A 26,705-nucleotide genomic window follows, 5' to 3' on the forward strand; every position below is an offset into this window, starting at 1 on the left:
ACGTGGAAGAGACCATCGGAGTCACGGATACCGCCCCCATCCCCCAACAGCGCGGCGAACCCCTGCTGGAACACGCGGTGCGGTACGCGGAAGAACGGCACTGGGACGTGTTCCCCGGCACCTGGCTGGAACCCGCCGACGGACGGGAGTTGTGCTCCTGCGGGGACCCGCAGTGCCAGAGCCCGGGCGCGCACCCGGCGGTCAAGGACTGGGCGGCGCAGGCCACGGGCAGCGCGGTGCAGGTGCGCCGGATCTGGGAGAAGAACGGCGCGGCCTCGATCCTGATGCCCACCGGCCGCACCTTCGACGCGATCGACGTGCCCGAGACGGCCGGTTTCCTCGCCCTGGCCCGGCTGGAGCGGATGGGGCTGACGCTGGGGCCGGTGAGCCTCACCCCGCAGCGTCGAATGCTGTTCTTCGTCCTGCCCGGCGCCGCCGCGAAGATGCCCGACCTGGTCCGCAAGTCGGGCTGGTCCCCGGCCGCGATCGACCTGGTGGCGCGCGGCGAGGGCGATTGGGTCGCGGCCCCGCCCACCCGGTTCGGCGGCCGGGGCGCGGTCCAGTGGGCCCGCCGGCCCACGCCCGCGAACCGTTGGCTGCCCGACAGCGACGAGCTGATCGACGCGCTGGCGTACGCCTGCGGCAGCGAGGCCAGGGCTCGCCGGGGCTGAGGCGGGCCCGGTGCGCCCGGACCCCCAGGCACCTCGCGACCGGCACGGCACGACCCACCACGGGGCGGCGGAGGCGGCGGGAGCGGATCATGAGGATCCGCTCCGGACCCGCCACCGCGCGCCCCTTCCTCACGTCCCTCCCCACCTCCCTGAAAGGGCAGGTCACCGGCGGCCGATCGATGACATTCGTCATGGGCCGGCGGTGCCGGACGGCCCCTAGGCTGAATGCGGCCCGGGACACGGGGCCGACACACGGGGACAGGACGAAAGGACGGGCTCATGCCTGACCGGGCAGACACGGCGGCGACGCCGACGGGGGACGGGACCGGAACCGGGGCCGGGGCGGTCGCGGTGCGGATCGAGGGCTTGTGGAAGCGGTTCGGCGAGCAGATCGCCGTCGGGGGCGTGGACCTGGAGATCCCGGCCGGCCGGTTCATCGGGCTGGTGGGCCCGAACGGGGCGGGCAAGACCACCACGCTGTCGATGGTCACGGGGCTGCTGCGGCCCGATCAGGGCCGGATCCTGGTCGCGGGGCACGACGTGTGGGCGGACCCGGCCGAGGTGAAGGCGCGGATCGGGGTGCTGCCGGAGGGCCTGCGCCTGTTCGAGCGGCTGTCCGGTCGGGAGCTGCTCGGGTACATGGGCCGGCTGCGGGGGCTCTCGGGCCCCGAGACCGACAAGCGGGCCGCGCAGCTGCTGGAGGTCCTGGACCTCGCGGGCTCGCAGAACAAGCTGGTGGTCGACTACTCCACGGGCATGCGCAAGAAGATCGGGCTGGCGGCGGCGCTGCTGCACAATCCGCAGGTGCTGTTCCTGGACGAGCCCTTCGAGGGGGTGGACCCGGTGTCGGCGCAGACCATCCGCGGGGTGCTGGAACGTTACACCTCCTCCGGGGCCACGGTGATCTTCTCCTCCCACGTGATGGAGCTCGTGGAATCGCTCTGCGACTGGGTGGCCGTGATGGCGGGTGGCCGGATCCGCGCGGCCGGTCCGCTGGAGCGGGTCCGCGGGGACGCGCCGAGCCTTCAGCACGCCTTCCTGGAGCTGGTCGGGGCGCAGGGCCGCGCCGGCGGCGAGTCCCTGGACTGGCTCGGCGGCGGGGTGGCGGGCCGATGAGCGCCGGCGGTTTCGCCTCGGCGGTGCCCGCGGTCCCGTTGACCCCGGTGTTCGTGCGCCTGAAGCTGTCGCTGCTCGGCAACGGGCTGCGCACCTCGGGGAAGCGGAAGGCCGTCTTCATCGGCTCGCTGGTGATGACCCTGTTGCTGGCGGCGCTGGCGTTGCTGCTGCTGTCGGTGTTGCGCGGCAGCGCGTACGCCGGCGAGGTGGTGGCGGTGCTCGGCGGGTTCCTCGCGCTGGGCTGGCTCGTCATGCCGCTGTTCTTCGTGACGGGCGACGAGACCCTCGACCCGACCCGGCTCGCGATGCTGCCGCTGCGCCCCCGCCCGCTGGTGCGGGCCCTGTTGGTGTCCTCGCTGATCGGGATCGGGCCGCTGTTCACGCTCTGCCTGGCGATCGGATCGGTGATCGCGCTCGCGGACGGACCCGCGGCCTGGGCCGCGGGGGTGCTCGCGGTGCCGCTGGTGCTGCTGGGGTGCGTGACGCTGGCCCGTGCCATGGCCACGGCCAACGTGCGGATGCTGACCAGCCGCAAGGGCCGCGACCTCGCGGTGCTCAGCGGTCTGGTGATCGCGGTCGGCGCGCAGTTCCTCAACTTCGGCGTGCAGAAGCTGACGCAGCCGGGCGGGATGGACGCGCTGGAGCCGATCGCTGAGGTGGTGCGGTGGGTGCCGCCGGCCACCGGGCTCGGCATGGTGGAGTCGGTGTCCGAGGGCGCGTGGGGCAGGGCGGCGGCGCAGTGCGCGCTGTCGGTGGCGGCCGTGGTGGCCCTGGTGTGGTCCTGGGAGCGGAGCCTGACGAAGGTCATGGTGACCCCGGACGGTTCCACCTCCGGCGCGGCCCCGAGCGGCAAGGACGAGAAGGAGCGGTCCGGGACCTCGGGCTCGGGCGGCCTGTGGGCCCTGCTGCCGGCCGGTCGGGCCGGCGCGGTGGTGCAGCGGTCGCTGCGGTACCTGGTGCGCGAGCCGAAGGTGAAGGCATCGTTCGTGACGGCGCTGGCGATCGGCCTGATCGTGCCCGTGTTCAACGCCCTCCAGGGCGACGGCACGGTGTGGCTGGCGTGCTTCGGCTCGGCCATGCTCGGCGTGCAGCTCTACAACCAGTTCGGGCAGGACACCTCCGCGTTCTGGATGGTGGCGCAGACCATCGGCACCCCGAGGGACGCGTACGAGGAACTGCGGGCCCGGGCGCTGGCCCTCGCGCTGGTCACCGTGCCGTTCACGGTGCTGGTGGCGGTGGTCACGGCCGCGGTGGTCGGCGACTGGGGCACGCTGCCCGAGGTGGTCGGGGTCTCGCTGGCGCTGGTCGGCGGGATGACGGCCACGGGCGTCCTGGGGTCGGTGTACTTCCCGTACTCGATCCCCACGGACGGCGCGTTCAAGAGTGTGGCCCCGGGGCAGGCCGGCCTGGCGTGGCTGAGCATCCTCGGTGGGGTGGCGGCCTCGCTGCTGCTGTCCCTGCCGGTGCTCGCGCTGACCATCGGGTTGCACGTGACGGATACGCAGGGGCTGTTGTGGCTCGTGCTGCCGGTGGGCGTGGTGTGGGGCGCGCTCGTGACGTGGGGCGCGCTGCGGCTCTCGGCGGGCCCGATGCACCGGCGCCTGCCGGAGATCCTGGCGGCCGTCAGCAAGGGCTGAGCCCGCGCGGGACGGGGTGGTGACGGGGCGGGGCTCCGGTCGGCGGTGCGCCGGTCGGGGCCCCGCCCCGTTCCCCCGTTCGTCGTCCGACCCCGGGGTCGGGGCAGGATGAAGGCGCGCGCGCCGACGGTCGGCGGGTGGTGACGGGGACGTCACGGGGAGAAGGGCGGGGCGCGGTGGCGCAGGAGCCGACGGGGAACGGGTCGACGAGGTCGGACGGGGTGACGGAACCGACCGGGGCGACGGCGGGACCGCCGGGCGGGGAACCGACCCCGGACGACCTCGTCCCCCTCCCCCTCCCCAAACCACCGACCCCGACGCCGCCGAGCGAGCCGGTGGGGACGGAAGCGGGCCGACCGGCGGGTGCGGAGAGCGGGTCACGGGAGGCCGGCGCGGGCCGGCAGGTACCGCCCGGGCTCCCGGCCCCCGGCTACGGCCCGAGCCCGGCACTCGCGCCCGGCTATGGCCCGGGCTCCGCACCCGCGCCGGCGCCGGCGGCCGCCGGGCCGGGCTCGCCGTGGGCCGCGCCCACACCGGGCACCACCCCCACCCCACACCCCCAGGGCCCGCACCCGACCGGGGCGCACCCGCAAGGCCCGTACCCGCAGGGCGCGTACCCGACCGGCCCGTACCCGGCTGGCGCGTACCCGGGCGGCCCTTACGCGCCGGGCGTGTACCCGCAGGCTTCTTATCCGGTGGGGGTGCCGGGGCAGGGGGGTGGGGGTGTTGGTTCGGGCGCGTACGCGGCGTACGGGCGGGTGCCCGGGGTCTGGGGGCCCGCGCCGTACGGGCAGCACCCGCAGGCGCAGCCGTACCCGCAGGCCCACGCGCACCCGTACCCGTACCCGTACCCCTACGGGACCCCGCCGGTTCGGTCCTCCGTGGTCGCCGCGCCGGCCGGGTCGGGGTACACGGAGCAGGGCCGCAACGGCCGGCAGAACGTGGGGAATCGTTTCGGCGAGTTCTTCGTCGTGCTGGGCGGCATCCTCGCGATGACCATCGGCACGATGCTGGCCGCGTTCGTCCTCGCGTCGCTGTTCGGCCTGGACGCGACGCCTGAGGACGGCACCTCGGAGCAGATGTTCGCGAACCCCCTGTTCGACCTCGGCGTCGGCCTGGCCTCGCTCGCGGTGCTCACGCCCGTGGTGCTCGCGGCCGTGCGGTGGTGCGGGCACCGGCCCGCGTGGACCCTGGCATCGGTGACGGGCCGCCTGCGCTGGGGCTGGTTGTGGCGGTGCGGGGTCGTGGCGGTGGCCGCGATCGTCCTGCAGACCGTCGTGCTGATCACGTGGAGCCTGTTCCAGGGCGAGCCGCCGCTGGACGAGGCCCCGGCCGGGGCCGACGCCCCGGACCTCGCGGGGATCGCCTTGTCGCTGCTGCTGGTGCTCGCGCTGGTGCCCTTGCAGGCATCGGCCGAGGAGTTCGTGTTCCGGGGTTGGATCCCGCAGTTCCTCGGCGGTTTCCTGAAGTCGCCCTGGTGGGGCATCGGCGCCGGTTCGGTGCTGTTCGCCTTCGCGCACGGGCTGGGGAGCTGGTCGGGGTTCGCGATGCTCGTGTACTCGGCGGCCTGGTGGGGCTGGGTGACGGTCCGCACCGGCGGCCTGGAGGGGGTCGTGGCCCTGCACACGGCGAACAACCTGATGGCCTTCGGGATCAGCGCCCTGACGGGGACCCTCGCCGACACGCAGAACGCGGCGGACGCGCCCTGGGAGCTGTTCGTGGTCGAGCTGGTGATGGCGCCGCTGACCTGTCTGGCGCTGGCCAAGTGGGCCGATCGGCGCGGGGTGGAGCGGCGCACCGGCGACGGGACCCCGGCGGCCGTCGCACCGGCCCCCGCCCTCGTCTGAGAGCCGGCTCGGGGGGCTCAGGGGGTGCGGACGCCGCGCAGGAACGGTTCCACGGCGGCCAGCCAGCGGTCGGGGCGGTCCACGTGGAACCAGTGCCCGGCGTCCGACACCTCCGCGTAGCGCCCGCGCGGCAGCACCCGCACCATCTCCTGGGCCTCCGCCCGCCCCAGCTCGCCGTCGATCCCGCGCAGCACGAGGGTCGGGCAGGTGACGCGGGCCAGGTCCTCCCAGTGCGCGTCGTGCACCCACGCCTCGCGGATCGCGAGCATCCGGCGGCGCGAGAAGGTCGGGCGCCAGCCGTCGCGGGCGGGGCGCACGACCTCCGTGAAGAACGCGCCGCGCGCCGGGTCGGGCCGTTCCAGGCGCGGGTCCTCGATCGCGAACCAGCGGCGGGCGGCCTCCGGGCCGGAGAACGGCAGCGGCCAGCGGCCCAGCCACTCGGCCCACTCCTCCTGGGACCGGGCGCCGAGGGCGGCGGCCCGCATGTCGCAGATCACGAGGGCGCCGACGAGGTCGGGGCGGCGGGCGGCCAGGTTCCAGCCCACGAGGGCGCCCATGCCGTGGCCGACGACGGTGACCGGGCCGAGGTCGAGCTGTTCGACGGCGGCCTCGGCGTCGGCGACGAAGGCGTCCCGGGTCCAGGGGCCGTCGTGCGGGGTGCCGGAGGGTCCGTGGCCGCGCTGGTCGAGGGCGACGGCGCGGTGCGTGGGGGCCAGCAGGCGGGCCGCCGGGGCCCAGTGCGCGGCGCGGCCCATCAGGCCGTGCAGGAACAGCAGCCCGGGGCGCGGGTCGGGGGCCCGGTGGTCCGGGCCGGGGCCGTGCGCGGGGGCGGCACGGCGCGGGCGCGGGACCACGCGGTCGGTGTCGGCGGGCGGCGCGTCGGCCGTCGGGCCGCCGTCGGCCCGGCGCACGGGCTCGCGCGGCCCGTCCCCCTCGGCGTCGAAGGACCAGGCCGAGAGCCGGACCCCACCGGCGCCGACCACCTCGAAGCGTCGTGTCACCGAGGACGCACCCCCTCTTCGGTCCGCGCCAGAGTATCGAACTCACATTCGAGATTGCCGGGTTCGCCGACAACATCGCTCTTTCGAGTGACCTTGCTCAAGGATTGACGGCCGCTGCCGAGGGGAGATCTTCCACGGGAGGCGGGCCGCTCGGGGAAGACGGTCCGAGGGGATGACCCTGAGAGCTCGGGGCTCCGGGTCAGCACAGGGGAGGAAGGAGTCCCGGCACCGTCAGGTGCCGGGACTCCCCCACGTTCCCACCGGCCGCCGGCGACGGACCTCCGAACGGCCGCACGGACACCCGCACGGACACCCACACGGGCGCCCCCGGCCATCGGTCCGGCCGCGCGCGGCCGAAGGGGTCAGCGCTTGGCGACGAACACGTGCGAGGCGACCTCGGTCTCCAGCTCGGCGGCCTCGCCCCCGCTGCCGACCAGCACCCCGCCGGGCGACTCGGTGACGCTCACCACCGAACCGGGCTGCACCCCGGCCCGCCGCAGCGTGTACATCAGCTGGGCGTCGGTCTGGATCGGCTCGCCGATCCGCCGCACCACCACCGTCTTGCCCTCAGCGCCGGGATCCAGCTCGGACAGGCTGACCATGCCCTCGTCGAGGAAGGGGTCGGCCTCCGCCTTCTCCCCCAGCTCCTCCAGGCCCGGGATCGGGTTGCCGTACGGGGACTCGGTGGGGTGACGCAGCAGCTCCAGCACCCGCCGCTCCACCGCCTCGCTCATCACGTGCTCCCAGCGACACGCCTCCGCGTGCACCTGCTCCCATTCCAGACCGATCACGTCCACGAGCAGGCACTCGGCGAGCCGGTGCTTGCGCATCACGCGGGTCGCCAGCCGGCGGCCCTCCTCGGTCAGTTCCAGATGCCTGTCGCTGGCCACCGCGACCAGACCGTCGCGCTCCATGCGCGCCACGGTCTGGCTCACCGTGGGCCCGCTCTGGTCGAGTCGCTCGGCGATCCGGGCGCGCATCGGAACCACACCTTCCTCTTCGAGTTCGAGGATGGTGCGGAGATACATCTCCGTGGTGTCGATCAGTCCGGACATTCGTGCCCCTCGGATATCGTGCGCTGGCCCTGCTCCAATTCTGCCGCAGAGGACCGACAACCGGCCCCGCCCCGACGGGCCGGGGCTTTCGCCTCTTGCCCGGGCGCCGTATTGACACGCAGTTGGTCCAGACCGCACGGTGTCGGCGGACACGGACGCACCCCTACCCCGGAAGGGTCCTCGACGCATGAGCGAGAGCAAGCTGGCCGGTCGTTTCTTCGATGCCGCGATCGGTCTGTTGCAGCGGGTCCGGGACGAGGAGTCGGAGTCCCTGGCCGCCGCCGGGAAGGCCGTCGCGGACGCCGTGGCCGCCGGGAACCGCCTCTTCGTCTTCGGCGCCGGCCACTCCTCCCTGCCCGCCCAGGACGTGGTCTACCGCGCCGGCGGCCTCGCCCTGATGAACCTGCTGGCCGTCCCCGGCACCGTCGGCGTCGACGTCATGCCCGCCACCCTCGGCAGCGCCCTGGAACGCGTGGACGGCCTGGCCGGCGCGGTCCTGGACTCCAGCCCCGCCAAGCCCGGCGACGTGCTCGTGATCATCTCGCTGTCCGGGCGCAACGCGCTGCCCGTCGAGATGGCCATGAACGCCCGCGCCCTCGGCCTGACCGTGATCGGCCTGACCTCCGTGGCCTACGCCGAGGAGACCAAATCGCGGCACGTCTCCGGCGGCTTCCTCAAGGACCACTGCGACATCGTCCTCGACAGCAAGATCGCCGTCGGCGACGCCGAACTCACCCTGCCCGGCATCGAGGCCCCCTTCGCCCCCGCCTCCACCGTCGTGACCAGCGCGATCATGCAGGCCGTGATGGCGGCGGCGGCGGGCGAACTCGCCGAGCGGGGCATCGAGCCGCCGCTGCTGCGCTCCGGCAACGTGGACGGCGGCCACGAGTGGAACGGCCGCGTGCTCACCGAGTACGGCGACCGGATCTTCTTCCGCCACTGATCCCGGCCCGCGCGGGCCCCGCCCGCGCCCCGCCCCGGGACCCTCAGGTGCCCGGGGCCCGGGTCGGCGCGGTCAGGAACGCCAGGTCGAGATCGGCCGCGATCCGGGCCGCCACCTCCTCCGCGTGCCCCGCGTCCGCCTTCAGGAACGGACTGCGCGACCCGCCCCGCAGGAAGGTCAGCACCCCCAGGTCCCGGCCCCGGCTGCGCAGCACCGCGCACAACCCGTGCGCCGGCTCCCCCGGCCACTGCCGGGCCGCCGCCCACCCCGGGGAGCCCGGCCCCTGCGGCGCGCTGATCCGCACCGGCACCCCGCGCTCCAACGCCTGCCGCGCCGGGTGCGAGGGCCCGTACCGCACCGGCAGCGCCCCCGGGTCCGGCAACGGCCCGGTCGGCGCCGGCCCGTCCGGGGACTGCGCCGAGCGCACGAGCCGGGGCGCGCCCCCCGCCGCGCCGCCCGCGCCCTCCCCGTCCGCCGGCACGCACAGGTCGATCAGCGCGTGGTCCGCGAACCCCGCCAGCGCGAAGTCCAACCGCACCCCCACCGCCTCCACCGGGTCCTCGCAGTCCGCCGCCGCCCGCCCCGCCCGGTGCAACTGGGCCGTGCGGAACCGCAGCCGCGCCGCCTCCACCTCCGCCTCGCGCGCCTCCGTCACGTCCTGGAACAGCCAGCCCACCCCCAGCGGCACCGGCTCCCGCGACAGCGGGCTGGCCAGCCGCACGAAGCCCGAACGCCAACAGCGCCGCCGCACCCCCTCCGCCGTGCGCACCGACACCCACAGCTCCACCGGCGCCGCCGGCGAGCCCTCCGCCAGCACGTGGTGCAGCGCCGCCTCCAGCTCCTCCACCCCCTGGGACAGCACCTCGCCGAGCGGCCGACCCAGCAACGCCGTCCGCCCCGTCGCGAAGGCCCGCGCCGCGTGCACGTTGACCAGGGCCGGCCGCAGGTCCACGTCCACCAGCACCACGCCCCAGGGCGCGTCGTCCATCAGGGCCTCGCTGAGCGCGATCGACCGCTCCAGGTCCACCTGCGCGTGCACCTCGGTGAAGGCGCAGTACACCCCGGCCGGTTTGCCGTCCGGGTCCGCGACCCCCGCCGACTGCGTGCGCACCAGGACCCGGCCGCCGTCCTTCGTCAGCAGCGCGAACTCGTGCACCCGCCGGCCCGCCGCGTGCCGCGCGGCCAGCAGCCTGGTCTCCACCTCCGCCGCGTCGGCCGGGCGCACGGCCCAGCCCGCCAGCCCCCGGCGGCCCACGGCGTCCCGCGCCGACCACCCGAGGATCCGTTCCGCCTCCCGGTTCCAGTGCGTGACGACGCCGTCGGCGTCGAAAGCGCACAGGGCGGCGTCCATCCCGTCGAGCAGGGCGGCCAGCAGGTCGTCCCCCGCCCGCGCCTCGCCACGTCCGGAAACACTCACCTGGCACCCCCCGCAGGTGTTCGCGCGTGCGACACGTCCGTCCCGATCAATTGAACCGGAACGTGACGCAGCGCACACCGGATTCCGCGAACTCCCCCGCTCAGTCTCCGGACAGCAGCACCACGGCGACCACGATCACGATCAGCACCAGCCCCGTCGCGCAGCCCACCCCCATCGCGGCCAGCAGCCCGCGCTCCCGGGCCGCGGTGCGCTCGATCCGGGCCCGGGCCTGCTCGTCGGCCCGCCAGTCGGGCCCGCGCAGCTCCTCCCACGCCTCGGTCAGCAGGGCCAGCTCGCGCTCCACGTCCACGTGGTTGTCGTCGAGGTACATCAGCTGCACCCGCCGGCCGCGCGCGTCGTGCACGTGCCCGAGCACCCGCGGCTGGTTGCGGTGGGCGCCGGCCGAGGGGTTGGGGGCCGCCGCGAAACCCTGGATCCCGGACCAGTCCAGGCGGCGCGTGGACAGGAAGCGGGTCACCCGGACCCCCTTGAGGTCGGCGTGCGTGGCGCAGCGCGGCGCCCGCCACAGGAGCCAGCCGAACAGCAGCAGGATCAGGGCGGCGAGCCCGAGCTTGAGGCCCGCCGAGGCGTCCTGGAGGGTGATCAGCGGGAACATGCAGACCGGGGTGCCGAGCCCCGCCGCCACGTACATGCCCCGGCGCTGCGCGGGGCCCATCCGATACGCGCGGGGCAACGACGAGGACGCGAACGGGACGGGTGGTTCCACAGCTGACACGGGTCCTCCCCCTGGCGGACGCGGTGCGCGGGCGACCAGGGTAGGGCGCCCCGACCCGCACGAGAAGCCCTCGCGCGACGGCCCGGAGAAGCCGCCGGGGAAAACACTCGAATAAATCCGTTGAGCGGGGCGCCGGGGGTGCCTAGGCTCTGTCGTACACGAGAAGGGAGGTGGTTCCGGAAATGTACGGCAACCGGACGCGTGAGGTGACTGCGGGCTGAGGCCCGTTGTCGCAACGCACCCAGTGCGGGACGACGCGATGCGTCGGCCCAAACCCAGCAGTCACCCGACCCGCGAACTCGCCGGCACGTCCGGCCGGCCCTCTTACTGCAGAAGAGGACCCGAGTTCGCGGGTCGCCTGCGTTTCGGCGCGGCCCCGCCCGCGCCCCGCCCGCCCGCGCCCCGCCCGCCCGCTACGGGCAGAGGCGGGTGATCTCCCACGGGGCGCCCGGCTCGGGCCGGGTGTAGTACAGCCGGTCGTGCAGCCGGTTCTCGTGGCCCTGCCAGAACTCGACGGCGTCCGGCTCGATCCGGATCCCGCCCCACTCCGGCGGCACCGGCACCTGCTCCCCCTCCGGGTAGCGCGCGGACAGCTCCGCGTACCGCCGGTCCAGTTCCTCCCGCGAGCCGATCGGCCGGGACTGCTCGCTGGCCCAGGCGCCCAACTGCGAGCCGTGCGGCCGGGACCGGAAATAGGCGGCGGTCTCGTCGCGCCCGATCCGTGTCGCGGTGCCCGTGACGCAAACCTGGCGGGCGATGGGGTGCCAGGGGAAGAGGAGGGCGATGCGGGGGTTCTCGGCCAGTTCGCGGCCCTTGCGGGAGCCGTAGTTGGTGAAGAAGACGAAGCCGCGCGCGTCGAACGCCTTGAGCAGGACCGTGCGCGAGCTGGGGCGTCCGCTCGCGTCGGCGGTGGACACCACCATCGCGTTGGGTTCGAACACACCGGCCTCGGCGGCGTCCCGGAACCAGCCGGCGAACTGCTCCATGGGGTTCCCGGCGAGGCTCGTCTCGGTCACGATCCGCGAGCGGTACTGCTTGCGCATGACGGCGGGGTCAAGATCCTGATCGGTCACCGGCTCATCCTCCCGCACCGCGCGCCGGGCACGGGCCGTGTGGATGTGCCGTATGTCACGCTTCCGTGCGTCACGCGGAACGTACAGACTCTTGGGGCCGGTCAGCGGGTCCGAGCCCGTACGGGTGACCCACGGCCGACCCGGGCATCAACGTGGATGACCGCGCCGGACCGCGAGGACCGCGCCGGCAGCCGCCGCGCGAGACCGCACTACTGAGGGAGCCGCCTGATGTCCGATTTCGTCCCCGGACTCGAAGGGGTCGTCGCGTTCGAGACCGAGATCGCCGAACCCGACAAGGAGGGTGGCTCGCTGCGCTACCGCGGCGTGGACATCGAGGACCTCGTCGGGCACGTGTCCTTCGGGAACGTGTGGGGCCTGCTCGTGGACGGCGCCTTCAACCCCGGCCTGCCGCCCGCCGAGCCCTTCCCGATCCCCGTGCACTCCGGTGACATCCGCGTCGACGTGCAGTCCGCGCTCGCGATGCTCGCCCCCGTCTGGGGTCTGAAACCGCTGCTCGACATCGACGCGGCCACCGCCCGCGACGACCTCGCGCGCGCCGCCGTCATGGCCCTGTCGTACGTGGCGCAGTCCGCGCGCGGCCAGGGGCTGCCGATGGTGCCGCAGCGCGAGATCGACAAGGCCGAGTCCGTGGTCGAGCGGTTCATGATCCGCTGGCGCGGCGAGCCCGACCCCAAGCACGTCAAGGCCGTCGACGCCTACTGGACCTCCGCCGCCGAGCACGGCATGAACGCGTCCACCTTCACCGCCCGCGTCATCGCATCCACCGGCGCCGACGTGGCCGCCGCCCTCTCGGGGGCCGTCGGCGCCATGTCCGGGCCGCTGCACGGCGGGGCGCCCTCCCGGGTGCTCGGCATGATCGAGGAGATCGAGCGCACCGGCGACGCCGGCGCCTACGTACGCCAGGCCCTGGACAAGGGCGAGCGGCTGATGGGCTTCGGGCACCGCGTGTACCGCGCCGAGGACCCGCGCGCCCGCGTGCTGCGCCGCACCGCCAAGGAGCTCGACGCGCCGCGCTACGAGGTGGCCGCCGCGCTGGAGAAGGCCGCGCTGGACGAGCTGCACGCCCGCCGGCCCGACCGGGTGCTGGCCACGAACGTCGAGTTCTGGGCCGCGATCGTGCTGGACTTCGCCGAGGTGCCGGCGCACATGTTCACGTCGATGTTCACCTGCGCCCGCACCGCCGGCTGGTCGGCGCACATCCTGGAGCAGAAGCGCACCGGCCGGCTGGTCCGCCCCTCCGCGCGCTACACCGGGCCCGGCTCCCGCGACCCGCGCGAGATCGCGGGCTACGAGGACATCGCGCGCGCCGCGCTCTGACCTTCCGCGTGCCCGCGCCCCCGGCCCCGCTGTTCCTCGGCGGGTGCGGGGGCGCGGTCGTTCCCGGGGCCGTCAGTCCCCGGCGGACGGCGGCAGGGCGGCGTCCACGAGCCGGGCCCAGTGGGCGACGACGCGTTCGCGGCGGGCCGTGTCGTCGGTGAGCACGTTGGCCAGGCCGAGGCCGCGCGCGAGGTCGAGCAGGCCCTGCACGGTCTCGCGGACCCCCGGGGCCGACTCGTCCACCCCGAGCAGGTGCACGGCCATCCGGTGGGTCTCGCGGCCCAGGTGGGCCTCCAGGGCCGCGACCCGGGGCCGCAGGTGTTCCTCGTGGGACGCGGCGACCCACAGTTGGAGGGCGGCCCGGAACATGGGTCCGGTGTAGAGGTCCACCAGGGCGGCGACGACGTCCTGGCGGGCGGGCCGGCCGGCCGGGTGCTCGGGGAGCAGGGCGGGCAGTTCGCGGGAGCGGGCCTCGGCCATGTGCGCGATGGCGGCCGTGAACAGTTCCTCGCGGGTGCGGAAGTGGTGCTGGGCGGCGCCGCGCGAGACGCCGGCGCGTTCGGCGACGACGGCCACGGTGGTGCCGACCCAGCCGTGTTCGGCGAGGCAGGAGACGGCGGCCTCCAGCAGGTGGCGTCGGGTGACCCGGCTGCGGGCCTGCTTGGGCTCGGGGGCCTCGTGCGCCGTCGCGGTCGGGGTCTCGTTCACAGGGCCCATGCCGGGTCCCGTCGTTCGAACCGGGCGGTGATGCCCTCGCGGGCCTCGGGGGCGGCGAAGAGGGCGACGGAGAGTTCGGTGAGGCGGGCGCCGTCGCGGTCGAGGCCGGCGCGGAGCCCGGCGGTCAGGAGTTCCTTGGTCGCGGCCAGGGCCGTGGGGGCGGCGCGGCGCAGGCCGGCGAGGACGGGAGCGAGGGCCGCGTCCACCCCGTCGGCCGCCGTGCCGGGTGCGGCGTGCAGCGTGATCAGGCCGATCCGGGCGGCCTCGGCGGGGCCGAAGACCTCGGCGGTGAGGAGGTAGCGGGAGGCGGCGCGGGGGTCGAGGCGGGGCAGCAGCGGGGCGGTGATCACGGCCGGGGCGAGGCCGAGGTGGGTCTCGGTGAACGCGAAGTCGGCGTCGGCCCCGGCGGCCACGAGGTCGCAGACCCCGAGCAGGCCGAGCCCGCCGGCGCGGACGTGGCCGGTGACGCGGGCGAGGACCGGGACCGGGAGTGCCGGTATCGCGGCGAGCAGGGCGAGGAAGTCGGCCGGGGCGCAGGGGGCCTTGAGGTCGAGGCCGGCGCAGAAGGTGCCGCCGGTGTGCGCGAGGAGCACGGCCCGGGTGCGGGGGTCGGCGGCGGCCCGGTCCAGTGCGGTGCGCAGGGCGGCCACGAGGGGGGCGGAGAGGGCGTTGCGGGTGGCCGGGGAGTTCAGGGTGAGGGTGGTGATCCCGCGCTCGTGGGCCACGCGCACGAGGTCGGGCGCCGCGGGCGCGGCGGCGGGATCGGGCGCGGGGGGCTGCGGCGGCGTCGACATGCGGGCCTTTCGGGTGGGGCGGGGACCCGCGCCGCGGTGGGTGCGGCGGCGCGGGTCGGGTCCGCGGGGGGCGGTCAGTAGGACTTGGGCAGTCCCAGGGTCTGGTGCGAGAGGTAGTTGAGGATCATCTCGCGGCTGACGGGGGCGATGCGGGCCACTCGGGAGGCGGTGATGAGGGCGGCCAGGCCGTACTCCTTGGTGAGGCCGTTGCCGCCCAGGGTGTGGACGGAGCGGTCGACGGCCTTCACGCACGCCTCGGCGGCAGCGTACTTGGCCATGTTCGCGGCCTCGCCGGCGGCGACGTCCTGGCCGGCGTCGCACAGGTGGGCGGCCTTGGCGGTCATGAGGCGGGCGAGTTCGATCTCGACGTGGCTCTCGGCGAGGGGGTGGGCGATGGCCTGGTGGGCGCCGATGGGTTCCTTCCACACCTGGCGGGTGCGGGCGTAGTCGACGGCCTTGTCGAGGGCGTACCGGGCCATGCCGATGGCGAAGGCGGCGGTCATGATGCGTTCGGGGTTGAGGCCGGCGAAGAGCTGGAGCAGGCCCGCGTCCTCCTGGCCGACGAGGGCGTCGGCGGGCAGTCGGACCTCGTCGAGGACGAGTTCGAACTGCTTCTCGGCGGCGTGGAGTTCCATGGCGATCGGGGAGCGGCCGAAGCCGGGGGCCTCGCGGGGGACAATGAACAGGCAGGGCTTGAGGCGGCCGGTGCGGGCGTCCTCGGTGCGGCCGACGATGAGGGTGGCGTCGGCGATGTCGACGCCGGAGACGAAGACCTTGCGGCCGTTCAGGATCCATTCGCCGGTGTCGGGGTCGCGGCGGGCGGTGGTGGTGATGCGGTGGGAGTTGGAGCCGGCGTCGGGTTCGGTGATGCCGAAGGCCATGGTGCGGGTGCCGTCGGCGAGGCCGGGCAGCCAGGCGGCCTTCTGCTCGTCGGTGCCGAAGCGGGCTATGACGGTGCCGCAGATGGCGGGTGAGACGACCATCATGAGCAGGGGGCAGCCGGCGGCGCCGAGTTCTTCGAGGACGATGGCGAGTTCGGCGATGCCGCCGCCCCCGCCGCCGTACTCCTCGGGGAGGTTGACGCCGAGGAAGCCGAGTTTGGCGGCGTCGGTCCAGAGCTCCTCGGGGCGGCCGCCCTCGTCGGCGATCCGGCTGAGGTAGGCGCGTCCGTAGCGGCGGCCGAGGGCGGCCACGGAGGCCCGCAGGTCGCTCTGCTCCTGGGTTTCGAGGAGGGCGGAGGCGGTGGTGGGGGCGGGTGCGGGGGTGGGGGCGTGGGTGGCGCGGGAGGTGCTCATGGTTGCGTTTCCTCCTGGACGACGGCGAGCAGGGCGCCGGCCTCGACCTGGCGGCCGGGGGCGACGTGGAGCGCGGTGAGCGTGCCGGAGGCGGGTGCGAGGACCCGGTGTTCCATCTTCATGGCCTCCAGCCAGAGCAGGGGCTGTCCGGCGGTGACGGGGCTGCCGGGGGCGAGGCCCTCGGCGACGCGGACCACGGTGCCGGGCATGGGGGCGAGGAGGGAGCCGGGTTCGGTCCGTTCCTCGGGTTCGGTGAACCGGGGCAGCCGGGTCAGGGTGTGGGAACCGAGGGCGGAGTCCACCCAGACCGTGTCGGCGGCGAGCGGGTCGTGGTGCGGGTCGGCGGGGTCGGTGCGCTGTTTCACGTGAAACACGCGTCGGATCCCGCCGAGTTCGAGGACCACGCGGTCGGCGGCGAGGTCGACGACGCGGGTGTCGGGGTGGTGCCCGGGGTCGGGCACGGGGCCGCCGCGGCCCTGGTGCCAGCGGGCCTCGTGCACGGTGTCGGGGTCGGGGCCGGCGGCGTCGGCGTAGCGGCGGGTCTGCGGGGCGGAGGGCAGCGTGCGCAGGGCGCCGAGCCGGCGGGCGAGGCCGGCGCCGGGCGGGGGCACGGTCGCGGCGAGGGCGGCGGCGAGGACGGCGGGCCGGGGGTCGGGGGCCCGCTCGGGGGCGGTGAGCTCGGGCAGCCGGCGGGCGTAGAAGCCGGTGTCGAGCCGTGTGGCGTCGGGGTCGGTGACCTCGGGGTGGACGAGGGTGGCCACGAGCAGGTCGCGGTTGGTGGTGACCCCGTGGATCCGGGCCCGGGACAGGGCCCCGGCGAGGGCGCGCAGGGCCTCGGCGCGGGTGGGGGCGTGGGCGATGACCTTGGCGAGCATGGGGTCGTAGTGGGGGGTGACGGTGTCGCCGGGGCCGACCCCGCTGTCCACCCGCAGCAGGTGGTCGGGGCCCCGGTGTTCGGGCAGGTCGAGGGTGTGCAGGGTGCCGGTGTGGGGGCGCCAGTCGTGGGCGGGGTCCTCGGCGTACAGGCGGGCCTCGACGGCGTGCCCGGTGGGGGCGGGGGGTTCGGGCGGGAGGGCGGCGCCCTCGGCGATCCGCAGTTGCCAGGCGACGAGGTCGAGTCCGAAGACGGCCTCGGTGACGGGGTGTTCTACCTGGAGGCGGGTGTTCATCTCCAGGAAGTGGGCGCGGCCGGCGCGGACGAGGAACTCGACGGTGCCGGCGCCCCGGTAGTCGGTGGCGCGGGCGGCGCGCAGGGCCTGGGTGCGCAGTTCCTCGGCGAGGGCGGGCGGGAGGGCGGGGGCCGGGGCCTCCTCGATCACCTTCTGGTGCCGGCGTTGCAGGGAGCAGTCACGGGTGCCGAGGGTCCAGACGGTGCCGTGGGCGTCGGCGAGGATCTGCACCTCGACGTGCCGGCCGTCCTCCAGGTAGGGCTCGATGAACACCTCGCCGTCGCCGAACGCGGCCAGGGCCTCGGCGCGGGCGGCGGTGAGGGCGGCGGGCAGTTCGGCCCGTTCGCGCACCACGCGCATGCCGCGTCCGCCGCCGCCGGAGGCGGCCTTGACCAGCACGGGCAGGTCCGCGTCGGTGATGTCGGCGGCCTCGGTGAGGGTGGGCAGGCCCATCAGCTTCTTGGCGCGGGTCTTGGAGGCCATGGCCTCGATGGCGGCCGGGGGCGGGCCGATCCAGCGCAGTCCGGCGTCCTGGACGAGCCGGGCGAAGGCGTGGTTCTCGGAGAGGAAGCCGTAGCCGGGGTGGACGGCGTCGGCGCCGCTCGCGCGGGCCGCGGCGAGGACGAGGTCGGCGCGCAGGTAGGTGTCGGCGGGGGCGGCGCCGGGGAGGCGGACGGCGGCGTCTGCGGCCCGCACGTGCGGGGCGTCGGCGTCGGGGTCGGAGAAGACGGCGACGGTCTCGATGCCCAGCGCCCGGCAGGTGCGCTGGATCCGGACGGCGATCTCGCCCCGGTTGGCGATCAGCAGTCGCCGGATCGGGCCGGCGGGGGTCTCGGTGGTCATGGGGTGCTGGTCCTCACATCCGGAAGACGCCGAAGCCGCCGCGGGCGCCCTCGACGGTCGCGTTGTGGACGGCCGACAGGCACAGGCCGAGCACGGAACGGGTGTCGCGGGGGTCGATGACCCCGTCGTCGTAGAGCCGTCCCGACAGGAACATCGGCAGGGACTCGGCCTCGATCTGCTGCTCGACCAGCGCGCGCAGTCCCGCGTCGGCCTCCTCGTCCCACGGCTGCCCCTTGGCGGCGGCGGAGGCCCTGGCCACGAGCGAGAGCACACCCGCGAGCTGCTGGGGGCCCATGACGGCGGACTTGGCGCTCGGCCAGGCGAACAGGAACCGGGGGTCGAAGGCGCGGCCGCACATGCCGTAGTGGCCGGCGCCGTAGCTGGCGCCGATGAGCACGGACAGGTGGGGCACCTTGGAATTGGCCACCGCGTTGATCATCATCGCGCCGTGTTTGATGATCCCGCCCTGTTCGTACTCCTTGCCGACCATGTAGCCGGTGGTGTTGTGGAGGAAGAGCAGGGGGATGTCACGCTGGTTGGCGAGCTGGATGAACTGGGCGGCCTTCTGCGACTCGGGGCTGAAGAGCACGCCCTGGGCGTTGGCGAGGACGCCGATCGGGTGGCCGTGGAGCGTGGCCCAGCCGGTGGCGAGTCCGGCGCCGTAGCGGGGCTTGAACTCGTCGAACTCGGAGCCGTCGACGAGCCGGGCGATCACCTCGCGCGGGTCGAAGGGGGTGCGCAGGTCGCCGGGGACGATCCCGAGCAGCTCCTCCGGGTCGTACAGCGGCTCGGCGTACCCGGCGGCCGGTTCGGGATGGGCGCGGCGGTGGTTGAGCCGGGCCACGATCCGGCGGGCCCGGTGGATCGCGTCGTGCTCGTCCGCGGCGTGGTGGTCGGCGAGGCCGGAGATCCGGGAGTGCATCTCGGCGCCGCCGAGGGACTCGTCGTCGCTCTCCTCGCCGGTGGCCATCTTGACCAGCGGCGGGCCGCCGAGGAACACCTTGGAGCGGTCCTGGATCATCACCGTGTGGTCGGACATGCCGGGGATGTAGGCCCCGCCGGCGGTGGAGTTGCCGAAGACCACGGCCACGGTGGGGATGCCGGCGGCGGACAGCCGGGTCAGGTCGCGGAAGATCGCCCCGCCCGGGATGAAGATCTCCTTCTGGGAGGGCAGGTCGGCGCCCCCGGACTCCACGAGGCTGATCACGGGGAGGCGGTTGGCGAAGGCGATCTCGTTGGCGCGCAGGCTCTTCTTGAGGGTCCACGGGTTGGAGGCGCCGCCGCGCACGGTCGGGTCGTTGGCGACGATCAGGCAGGTGACGCCGGAGACGGTCCCGATGCCGGTGATCACGGAGGCGCCGACGGGGTGGTCGGTGCCGTGGGCGGCGAGCGGGGACAGCTCCAGGAAGGGGGTGTCGGGGTCGAGGAGGAGCTCGACGCGTTCGCGGGCGAGGAGTTTGCCCCGGGCGCGGTGCCGGTCGGTGTACTTGGGGCCGCCGCCGGCGAGGGCCTTGGCGTGTTCGGCGTCGACGGCGGCGAGGCGTTCGAGGGCGGTCTCGCGGTGGGCGAGGTGGTCCGGGTGCCGGGGGTCGACGGTGGAGCGGAGGCGGGTCATCGGCGCTCCTCGGGCAGGAGGTGGACGGGGATGTCGGTGTGGCGGGACCGGAGCCATTCGCCGAGGGCCTTGGCCTGCGGGTCGAAGCGGTGTCCGGCGGCGACGCCCGCGCCGAGGATGCCCGTGACCACGAAGTTCAGGGCGCGCAGGTTGGGCAGTTCGTGGCGGACCACGGGCAGTTCGCGGGTCTCGGGGAGCAGGGCGCGCAGGGTCTCCACCGTGAGGTGTCCGCGCAGCCAGTGCCAGGCGGCCTCGGACTCCACCCAGACCCCGATGTTGGCGTCGCCGCCCTTGTCCCCGCTGCGGGCACCGGCGAGGCGCCCGAGCGGGACCCGGCGGGTGGGGGCGGCCGGATCGGGCGGGGGCTGCTCCGTGCCGGGTGCGGCGGGGGTGCGGCCCGGGTCGTGCGGGGGCGGGGCGGGGGCGGGCGGCGGTACGCGCAGGACGGTGCCGTCGGCGAGGACGGCGCGGTGCCCGACCTCGGCGGCGGGCACGGCGAGGGCCGTGAACACCCCGTACGGGCGGGGTTCGGCGGGCGGCGCGGTGACGTGGAAGCCGGGATACCCGGCCAAGGCCAGTTCGATGGCGGCGGAGGTCAGCGGCCGGCCGACCCGGGCCGCGTCGGGGTCCCGGACCACGAGCCGCAGCAGGGCGCTCGCGGTCTCCTCGGTGTCGGCGTCGACGTGGTCGGTGCGGGCCAGGGTCCAGGTCACCGATTCCACCCCGGCCAGGGCGGGGGCGAGTTGGGCCCGGGTGAGGGCGGCCTTGGCCTCGATGTCGAGGCCGGTGAGGACGAACACGACCTCGTTGCGCCAGCCGCCGAGCCGGGTGGTGCCCACCTTGAGGGTGTCCGGCGGGGCCTCGCCCCGGACCCCGTGGACGCGGACCCGATCCGGCCCGTCCGGGGTGAGGCGGACGGTGTCGAGGCGGGCGGTGGTGTCGGGGCCGAGGTAGCGGGCGCCCTGGGTCTCGTAGAGCAGTTGGGCGGTGACGGTGGACACGTCGACGACCCCGCCGGTCCCCGGGTGCTTGGTGATCACGCTGCTTCCGTCGGCCGCGATCTCGGCGAGCGGGAAGCCGGGGCGCAGCAGCCGGGCCGGGTCGTGGCGGGTGAAGAAGGCGTGGTTGCCGCCGGTGGCCTGGGTGCCGCATTCCAGCACGTGCCCGGCGACGACCGCGCCGGCGAGGGCGTCGAGCCGGGCGGCCCCGGTCGGGCCGCCCGGCTGGTCCCAGTCGAACCACCAGGCGGCGGGGCCGGAGACGAGGGCGGCGTCGGTGACCCGGCCGGTGATCACGACGTCCGCGCCGGCGCGCAGGGCGGTGGTGATGCCGGCGCCGCCGAGGTAGGCGTCGGCGGTCAGGGCGTCGGCGGGGACGGCGGGGTGCCCGAGCAGTTCGGCGCCGGTGACGTGGGCCACGGACACGGGCAGGCCCAGCTTCTCGGCGAGGGCCTCGACCTGCTCGGCGAGGGCGGCCGGGTTCAGCCCGCCCGCGTTCGCGACGATCCGCACCCCCCGCGCGTGCGCCTCGCCCAGGGCCGTCTCCAGTTGCCGCAGGAAGGTGCGGGCGTAGCCGCGCGCGGGGTCGCGCAGCCGGTCGCGGCCGAGGATCAGCATGGTGAGTTCGGCGAGGTAGTCCCCGGTGAGCACGTCGAGGGGGCCGCCGGTGAGCATCTCGTGGACGGCGTCGAAACGGTCCCCGTAGAAGCCCGAGGCGTTGCCGACGCGCAGCGGGCGGGTGCCGCGTTCGGCGCTCACCGCGCGTCCCGCGCGCGGGGCTCGGGGTCGGCGCCGGGCGGGCCGGCGAAGGACTGGGCGATGTCCAACCAGCGGTCGGTCTCGGCCCCCTCGGCCTTCAGGTCGAGGTCGGCGCGGTGCGCGCGGCGGGTGACCAGGAGGCAGAAGTCGAGGGCGGTGCCGGTGACCCGCTGTTCGGCGTCGGCCGGGCCGTACTCCCAGAGACCGCCGCCCGGGGCGCGCAGTTTCACGTGAAACAACGCGTCCGGAACGGGCAGGCCCCGGACCTGGTGGGCGAAGTCGCGGGTGGCGAAACCGATCCGGACCACGTGCCGCAGCCGTTCGGTGGGCGGGCGCACGACACCGAGGGTGTCGGCCACGTCCTGCCCGTGCGCCCAGGTCTCCATGAGCCGTGCGCTCGCGAGGGTCGCGGCCTTCATCGGGGGCCCGTACCAGGGGAACCGGGTGTCGGGCGAGGCGGCGGTCAGGGCCCGGTCCAGGGCGGCGCGGCCGGCCCGCCAGTCGGCGAGGAGTTCGGCCGGCGGGCGGGCGGCGCCGGCCTCGGCCGCGTCGTCCACGAAGCGCTCGGGCGCGGCCATGGCCTCGGCGACGAGTCCGGCGAAGCCCTCGGGGTCGGTGAGGGCCGTCAGGGCCGCCCGGTCGGTCCAGGCCAGGTGCGCGATCTGGTGGGCCAGGGTCCAGCCGGCGGCGGGGGTGGGACGGGCCCAGTCGGCCGCCGGCAACCCCGTGACCAGGGCGTCCAGCTCCTCGCCCTCGGCCCTCAGGTCCCCGATCACGGCCCGGCGCGGATCGTCTGCGGGGTGGTTGGCGGGCGGTGCGGCGGACGGTTCGGGCACGGTGTGCTCCCCTCGGCGCGGCGGCGTGAGGGGAAGACTGGCAGCGTCCGGAAAAACAATCAAGCGTGCTGGCTTGATTGGCCGGAATGGATTTTGCCGAACAACAACCGGACGAAAAAGGGGATTTGAGGGCCGCGCCCTCCCGCTTCGGCCGCCGGTCTGCCAGGCTCACGTCATGACGACCCCGCGCGTGGTGCTCGCCGCCACCCTGACCGCGCTGGCCCTCGCCGTGTCGATGTTCAGCGGCTGGGGGCGGGAGTTCCCGGACGGGAAGGACACCCCGAACGGCACGGGCCGGGCCGAGCACAGCGAGGACCGCTCCGGCCCCGCCCCGGAGGCGAACGAGGCCGGCCCCCGCTCCCCCAGCCCCAGTCGGGCCCTCGCCGGTGTGGGCGGGGGGACCGGGGTCCGGTTGTGAGGAGCGGGGGCCGAGGGCTCTCGTGGCGGGGTTCAGACCTCGCGGGGCGCCGCCTTCGCGACCTTCGCCGCGCGCGCCGACTGGGCCCGTACCGCGCCGATGCTGGCGGCGATGACCAGGGAGATCGCGAGCGCGTCCGTCCAGGACATGGCCTGGCCGAGGACGAGGAACCCGGCGACGGCCGCGATGGCCGGCTCCAGGCTCATCAGCACGGCGAAGGTCTGCGCGGGCAGTCGACGCAGCGCCACGAGTTCCAGCGTGTACGGCAGCACCGAGGACATCAGCGCCACCCCCAGCCCGAGGGCCAGGGTGGTGGGGTTCAGCAGCGCCGAGCCCCCGTCCGCGATCCCGAACGGCAGGCAGACCACGGCGGCGATCGCCATCGCGAGCGCCAGTCCGTCGGCCTGCGGGAAGCGGCTGCCGGTGCGGGCCGCGAAGACGATGTACGCCGCCCACATCGCGCCGGCCGCGAGCGCGTACACCGCGCCGACCGGGTCCAGGGAGGCGAAGCCGAGCCCCTGCCCGCCGTGCCCCGACAGCAGGACCACGCCGGCGAGGGCCAGGCCGGCCCAGAGCAGGTTCGACCAGCGGCGCGAGACGAGCACGGAGAGGGCGAGCGGCCCGAGCACCTCCAGGGTGACGGCCGGGCCCAGCGGGATCCGGTCGATGGCCTGGTAGAAGAAGCCGTTCATGCCGGCGAGGGCCAGGCCGAACGCGACCACCGTGCCCCAGTCCGCGCGGCGGTGGCCGCGCAGCCGGGGGCGGCAGACGATCAGCAGGACGAGCGCGGCGAAGGTGAGCCGCAGGCAGACCACGCCGAGCGCGCCGGCGCGCGGCATGATCGTCACCGCCATCGCGGCCCCGAACTGCACCGACAGCCCGGCGGCCAGCACCAGTCCGACCGGCCCGAACCGCCCGGCGCCGGCGAAACGCCCGCGGCCGGCGCCGGGCCCGCCCCGGGGAGCGGCGGTGTCGGGGGCGTGGGTGGCGGGGGCGTGGGCGGCGGGGGTGGGAGCGGGTCCGGAGGTGACCGGCCCGGCGGGTTCAGCGGCGCGGGACATTACCCCAGCCTAAGCCCCGGGTAAGGAGCATGCGGGGGTGAATTCCCTTACCCTCGCCCACCCGCCGGCCCGGGTCGAGCGGCCCTCGACGAGGCGGGCGGGGGCGATTGTCAGTGGGGTGGTTCACGATGGGCGAGCAATGGTCACGCAGGGTGACGAACCCTGCGGACCCCCACGCGAACCGGAGCCGCCCCATGTCCGTACACCTGCCCGCGTCACACGGAGCGCCCGCGCGCGGCGAGCCCTTCGGCCAGGAGTTCCGCCAGGTGGCGGGCGCGGGGCGGGGTCGGCGGGCCTCCTGGGAGGCCGGGGGTGGTGGGGCCGTGGTGGGCGATCTGGGTGCGGCAGGAGAAGCCGTCGGCCTGGACCACCGCCCCGAGCGGGGCCGCGCGCAGCGCCGGCAGCAGGGTCTCCTCCGCGACGGCCCGCGAGACCTCGGCGTGTTCCGACACGAGGCCGAAGTCCCCGGCGAGCCCGCAGCAGCCGCCGCCGGGCTCCCCGACCAGGCCCGCGCGGGCCCGCAGCCGCCGGTCCGGGCCGTCGCCGAGGACGGCGTGCTGGTGGCAGTGGGTCTGCCCGACCAGCGGCCGGTCCAGGCGCGGGGGCGACCAGTGCGGGGCCCGCTCTTCGAGGGTCTCGGCGAAGGTGCGCACGGCGCCGGCGAGCCGGGCCGCGCGCGGGTCGTCGGGGAGCAGGGCGGGCAGGTCGGAGCGGAGGGCGGCGGCGCAGGAGGGTTCGAGGACGGCGACGGTCGCGGCCGGGTCGTCGAGGGCCTCGCCGAGGGTGTCGAGGGTGCGGCGCAGGGTGCGGCGGGCCCGGTCGAGGCGGCCGGCGGAGAGGTACGTCAGCCCGCAGCACAGGGCGCCCGGCGGCGGCGGGGTGACGGGGAGGCCGGCGTCGGCGAACACCCGCAGCGCGGCCCGGCCCACCTCGGGGGCGAGGTGCTCGGTGAAGGTGTCGGGCCACAACAGCAGGGGCCCGGCGGCGGGCTCCGGCGGGGGCGGGGCCTCGCCGGCGGGCGACGGGAGGGGCGCGGAGGCCGGGACGCGGGCGGGGGCCGGCACGGGGGCGGTGCCCCGGGCGCGGGCCCGGGCCCAGGCGCGGGTGAACGGGACGGGCGCCGGGGCCGGGAGCGGGCGGCGGGGGTCGAGGCCGGCGGCGCGGCCGATCCCGGGGATCCGGGCGAGGGCGGCGGCCGGGAGGGTCAGGCGCAGTCGGGCGGTGAGGCGGAGCCAGTCCGGCAGGCCGCCCAGGGTGTAGTGGACCAGGGGGCGGATCCGCCCGGCCCAGTGCCGGTGCAGGAACTCGGCCTTGTACGCGGCCATGTCCACGCCGGCGGGGCAGTCGCTCGCGCAGCCCTTGCAGCCGAGGCAGAGGTCGAGGGCCTCGTGGACCTCCGTCGAGCGCCAGCCGTCGGTGATGACCTCGCCGGCGAGCATCTCGTGCAGCAGGCGGGCCCGGCCGCGCGTGGAGTGCCGTTCCTCGCCCGTGACCCGGTACGAGGGGCACATGACCCCGGCGCCGGCGGGGTCGGCGGTGCGGCACTTGGCGACGCCGACGCAGGCCGCCGCCCCGTGCGCGAGACCGTGCGCGAGCCCCGGGGTGCCGGCGGCGCGCGGGAGGACGGCCGTGCGGGGCAGGACGGTGAGCCGGAGGCGTTCGGGGGCGTCGAAGGGGCCGGGGCGGACCAGGACCCCGGGGTTGAGGCCGCCGCGCGGGTCCCACGCGGCCTTGTAGGCGGCGAACAGCGCGATCAACTCGGGCCCGTACATGCGGGGCAGGAACTCGGAGCGGGCCAGGCCGTCGCCGTGCTCCCCGGAGAGGGAGCCGCCGTGCGCGACGACGAGGTCGGCGAGGTCGGCGGAGAAGGCCCGGTAGCGGGCCCGGCCGGCGTCGGTGACCTGGTCGGTGTCGATCCGGACGTGCACGCAGCCCTCGCCGAAGTGCCCGTAGGGCACCCCGCGCAGGCCGTGCGCGGCGAGCAGCGCGCGGAATTCCCGCAGGTAGGCGGGGAGTCGCGCGGGCGGGACGGCGCAGTCCTCCCAGCCGGGCCAGGCGGGGGAGCCGTCGGGGAGCCGGCCGGCGGTGCCGGCCGCGTCCTCGCGGATCCGCCACAGGGCGCGCCGCGCGGCGGGGTCGGTCACCACGAGGGTGTCGAGGGCGTCGGCGGCGCGCGCGACCCGGTGGGCGGCGGCCTCGTCGGGCATCTCCACGAACAGCCAGGCCGCGCCGCGCGGCAGTCGGCCCGCGCCGCGCCGGGCGCCGCCCGGGGCGAGCCCGAGGAGGTCCTCGGCCATGCCCTCGACGGTGAGCGGGGCGTGCGGCAGGAGCCCGACGGCGGCCTCGGCGGCGGCGCTCTCGTCGGGGTAGCCGAGCACGGCGAGGGCCGGCGCGGCGGGAGCGGGGACGAGCCGGACGGTGGCCCGGGTGAGCACGCCCAGCGTGCCCTCGGAGCCACAGAACGCGCGGGCCTGGTCGGTGCCGCGCTCGGGCAGCAGGGCGTCGAGGGCGTAGCCGGAGACGCGGCGGCCGAAGTCGGCGGGCATGCCGGTGCGCAGGGGGCCGAGGTGCGCGCCGATCAGTTCGGGCAGTCCGGGCGGGGCGCCGGTCCAGCCCCGGCCGATCCGGTGGGCCGGGCCGCCGCCGTAGCGGACCACGTCGAGGTCGAGGACGTTGTCGGCGGTGGTGCCCCGGGCCACCGAGTGGGCGCCGCAGGCGTTGTTGCCGATCATGCCGCCGAGGGTGCAGCGGGAGTGGGTGGAGGGGTCGGGTCCGAAGACGAGTCCGTGCGGGCGGGCGGCGGCCGTGAGGGCGTCGAGGACGAGGCCGGGGCCGACGACGGCGGTGCGGGCCTCGGGGTCGAGGTGGTGCAGGCGGTTCATGTGCCGGGTGAGGTCGAGGACCACGCCGAGCCCGGTGGCCTGTCCGGCGATGGAGGTGCCGCCGCCCCGGGGCACGACCGGGACCCCGGCGTCGGCGCACACGGCGAGGGCGGCGGCCACGTCCTCGGCGTCCCGGGGCGCCACGACGCCGAGCGGGATCCGGCGGTGGTTGGAGGCGTCCATCGTGACCAGGGCCCGGGCCCCCGGCGAGAAGTCCACCCCGCCGCGCACGGCCCGGCGCAGGGCCTCGGCGAGCTCCCGCCCCGGCCCGCTGCCCGCTCCGCCCGCCGCTCCGCCCGCCGGTCCGGCGCCCGGTCCGGTTCGGGCGTGCCGCGCCGTGTCCTCGGTCCGCTTCCGCTCCGGTCGCTCCCCGCGTGCGCTCATGGGCCCATCCTGGCCCGCGCGCGGCCCGGGCACCCGTCCCGACCTCGCCGCTTGCACGGTGTGTCCGAATCGCCCCCCGGTTCGTCTCAGCGCGTGGACA

General features: G+C 75.7%; 21 protein-coding genes. 7 read left to right on the top strand and 14 right to left on the bottom strand.

Translation table 11 applies throughout. The features are described from left to right. Window positions 1–2 precede the first annotated feature (2 nt). The 4 genes from ACN20G_RS10210 to ACN20G_RS10225 all read left to right on the top strand — a co-directional run bounded on the left by ACN20G_RS10210 (window position 3) and on the right by ACN20G_RS10225 (window position 5,271). Window positions 3–671, top strand: a complete 669-nt coding sequence (locus tag ACN20G_RS10210) for a bifunctional DNA primase/polymerase (protein ID WP_424212425.1) — start codon at window positions 3–5, stop codon at window positions 669–671. 279 nt (window positions 672–950) lie between these two features. Then, window positions 951–1,787: an ABC transporter ATP-binding protein gene (locus ACN20G_RS10215; RefSeq protein WP_424212426.1), complete on the top strand. Its 837-nt coding sequence runs from the start codon at window positions 951–953 to the stop codon at window positions 1,785–1,787. Then, the gene (locus ACN20G_RS10220; RefSeq protein ID WP_424212427.1) at window positions 1,784–3,424 is read left to right on the top strand and encodes a transporter; all 1,641 of its coding nucleotides are present in this window, start codon (window positions 1,784–1,786) and stop codon (window positions 3,422–3,424) included. Before ACN20G_RS10215 ends, ACN20G_RS10220 begins: the two co-directional genes overlap by 4 nt. Window positions 3,425–4,125: 701 nt before the next feature. After that, window positions 4,126–5,271 (top strand): lysostaphin resistance A-like protein, encoded by a 1,146-nt coding sequence (locus ACN20G_RS10225; protein WP_424212428.1) that lies wholly within the window; start codon window positions 4,126–4,128, stop codon window positions 5,269–5,271. A gap of 17 nt (window positions 5,272–5,288) precedes the next feature. Here the strand turns inward: ACN20G_RS10225 and ACN20G_RS10230 are convergent, their stop codons facing one another. Together ACN20G_RS10230 and ACN20G_RS10235 are read right to left on the bottom strand one after the other, a co-directional pair. After that, on the bottom strand, window positions 5,289–6,272 hold the full coding sequence (locus ACN20G_RS10230) for an alpha/beta fold hydrolase (RefSeq protein ID WP_424212429.1): 984 nt from the start codon (window positions 6,270–6,272) through the stop codon (window positions 5,289–5,291). Between the two features lie 362 nt (window positions 6,273–6,634). Continuing rightward, window positions 6,635–7,327: a metal-dependent transcriptional regulator gene (locus ACN20G_RS10235; RefSeq protein ID WP_424212430.1), complete on the bottom strand. Its 693-nt coding sequence runs from the start codon at window positions 7,325–7,327 to the stop codon at window positions 6,635–6,637. 187 nt (window positions 7,328–7,514) lie between these two features. Between ACN20G_RS10235 and ACN20G_RS10240 the strand changes: the two genes are divergently transcribed. Beyond that, window positions 7,515–8,270 (top strand): SIS domain-containing protein, encoded by a 756-nt coding sequence (locus ACN20G_RS10240; protein ID WP_424212431.1) that lies wholly within the window; start codon window positions 7,515–7,517, stop codon window positions 8,268–8,270. A 43-nt stretch (window positions 8,271–8,313) separates the two neighbouring features. Here ACN20G_RS10240 and ACN20G_RS10245 read toward each other — a convergent pair whose 3' ends face one another. The 3 genes from ACN20G_RS10245 to pdxH all read right to left on the bottom strand — a co-directional run bounded on the left by ACN20G_RS10245 (window position 8,314) and on the right by pdxH (window position 11,466). Further along, window positions 8,314–9,687 carry a PAS domain-containing protein gene (locus ACN20G_RS10245; RefSeq protein WP_424212432.1) on the bottom strand — a complete coding sequence of 458 codons (1,374 nt, stop codon included), beginning with the start codon at window positions 9,685–9,687 and terminating at the stop codon, window positions 8,314–8,316. 100 nt (window positions 9,688–9,787) lie between these two features. Next, window positions 9,788–10,423, bottom strand: a complete 636-nt coding sequence (locus ACN20G_RS10250; RefSeq protein WP_424212433.1) for a hypothetical protein — start codon at window positions 10,421–10,423, stop codon at window positions 9,788–9,790. A 413-nt stretch (window positions 10,424–10,836) separates the two neighbouring features. Next, window positions 10,837–11,466, bottom strand: coding sequence for a pyridoxamine 5'-phosphate oxidase (gene pdxH, locus ACN20G_RS10255; protein ID WP_424215457.1), 630 nt, complete (start codon window positions 11,464–11,466; stop codon window positions 10,837–10,839). Window positions 11,467–11,724: 258 nt separating this feature from the next. On the opposite strand from pdxH, the gene ACN20G_RS10260 reads away from it, so the two are divergent. Next, window positions 11,725–12,834 carry a citrate synthase 2 gene (locus ACN20G_RS10260; protein WP_424212434.1) on the top strand — a complete coding sequence of 370 codons (1,110 nt, stop codon included), beginning with the start codon at window positions 11,725–11,727 and terminating at the stop codon, window positions 12,832–12,834. 72 nt (window positions 12,835–12,906) lie between these two features. On the opposite strand, the gene ACN20G_RS10265 is transcribed toward ACN20G_RS10260, so the two are convergent. From ACN20G_RS10265 to ACN20G_RS10295, 7 genes are all read right to left on the bottom strand, one after another. Beyond that, entirely contained in the window at window positions 12,907–13,551 is a 645-nt protein-coding gene (locus ACN20G_RS10265; protein WP_424212435.1) for a TetR/AcrR family transcriptional regulator, read from the bottom strand. Next, the gene (locus ACN20G_RS10270) at window positions 13,539–14,345 is read right to left on the bottom strand and encodes an enoyl-CoA hydratase-related protein (RefSeq protein ID WP_424212436.1); all 807 of its coding nucleotides are present in this window, start codon (window positions 14,343–14,345) and stop codon (window positions 13,539–13,541) included. The genes ACN20G_RS10265 and ACN20G_RS10270 overlap by 13 nt, the downstream gene beginning before the upstream one ends. 74 nt (window positions 14,346–14,419) lie before the next feature. After that, window positions 14,420–15,640, bottom strand: a complete 1,221-nt coding sequence (locus ACN20G_RS10275; RefSeq protein WP_424212437.1) for an acyl-CoA dehydrogenase family protein — start codon at window positions 15,638–15,640, stop codon at window positions 14,420–14,422. Then, complete coding sequence (locus ACN20G_RS10280) at window positions 15,637–17,652, bottom strand: biotin carboxylase N-terminal domain-containing protein (protein WP_424212438.1); 2,016 nt, start codon at window positions 17,650–17,652, stop codon at window positions 15,637–15,639. Before ACN20G_RS10280 ends, ACN20G_RS10275 begins: the two co-directional genes overlap by 4 nt. 13 nt (window positions 17,653–17,665) lie before the next feature. Then, window positions 17,666–19,267, bottom strand: coding sequence for an acyl-CoA carboxylase subunit beta (locus ACN20G_RS10285; RefSeq protein WP_424212439.1), 1,602 nt, complete (start codon window positions 19,265–19,267; stop codon window positions 17,666–17,668). After that, a complete protein-coding gene (locus ACN20G_RS10290) occupies window positions 19,264–20,940 on the bottom strand; it encodes an acyclic terpene utilization AtuA family protein (RefSeq protein ID WP_424215458.1) in 1,677 nt (558 codons plus the stop codon). The genes ACN20G_RS10285 and ACN20G_RS10290 overlap by 4 nt, the downstream gene beginning before the upstream one ends. Before the next feature lie 80 nt (window positions 20,941–21,020). Further along, entirely contained in the window at window positions 21,021–21,860 is an 840-nt protein-coding gene (locus ACN20G_RS10295) for a TIGR03084 family metal-binding protein (protein WP_424212440.1), read from the bottom strand. Between the two features lie 175 nt (window positions 21,861–22,035). Here ACN20G_RS10295 and ACN20G_RS10300 point away from each other — a divergent pair, with 175 nt between their 5' ends. Beyond that, on the top strand, window positions 22,036–22,278 hold the full coding sequence (locus tag ACN20G_RS10300; RefSeq protein ID WP_424212441.1) for a hypothetical protein: 243 nt from the start codon (window positions 22,036–22,038) through the stop codon (window positions 22,276–22,278). Between the two features lie 32 nt (window positions 22,279–22,310). Here ACN20G_RS10300 and ACN20G_RS10305 read toward each other — a convergent pair whose 3' ends face one another. Both ACN20G_RS10305 and ACN20G_RS10310 read right to left on the bottom strand, forming a co-directional pair. After that, entirely contained in the window at window positions 22,311–23,339 is a 1,029-nt protein-coding gene (locus ACN20G_RS10305) for an EamA family transporter (protein WP_424212442.1), read from the bottom strand. A gap of 215 nt (window positions 23,340–23,554) precedes the next feature. Continuing rightward, window positions 23,555–26,605, bottom strand: a complete 3,051-nt coding sequence (locus tag ACN20G_RS10310; RefSeq protein ID WP_424212443.1) for an FAD-binding and (Fe-S)-binding domain-containing protein — start codon at window positions 26,603–26,605, stop codon at window positions 23,555–23,557. Window positions 26,606–26,705: the final 100 nt, after the last annotated feature.

Source organism: Streptomyces dryopteridis, assembly GCF_049606955.1.
In the GTDB taxonomy this organism is placed as follows: domain Bacteria; phylum Actinomycetota; class Actinomycetes; order Streptomycetales; family Streptomycetaceae; genus Streptomyces.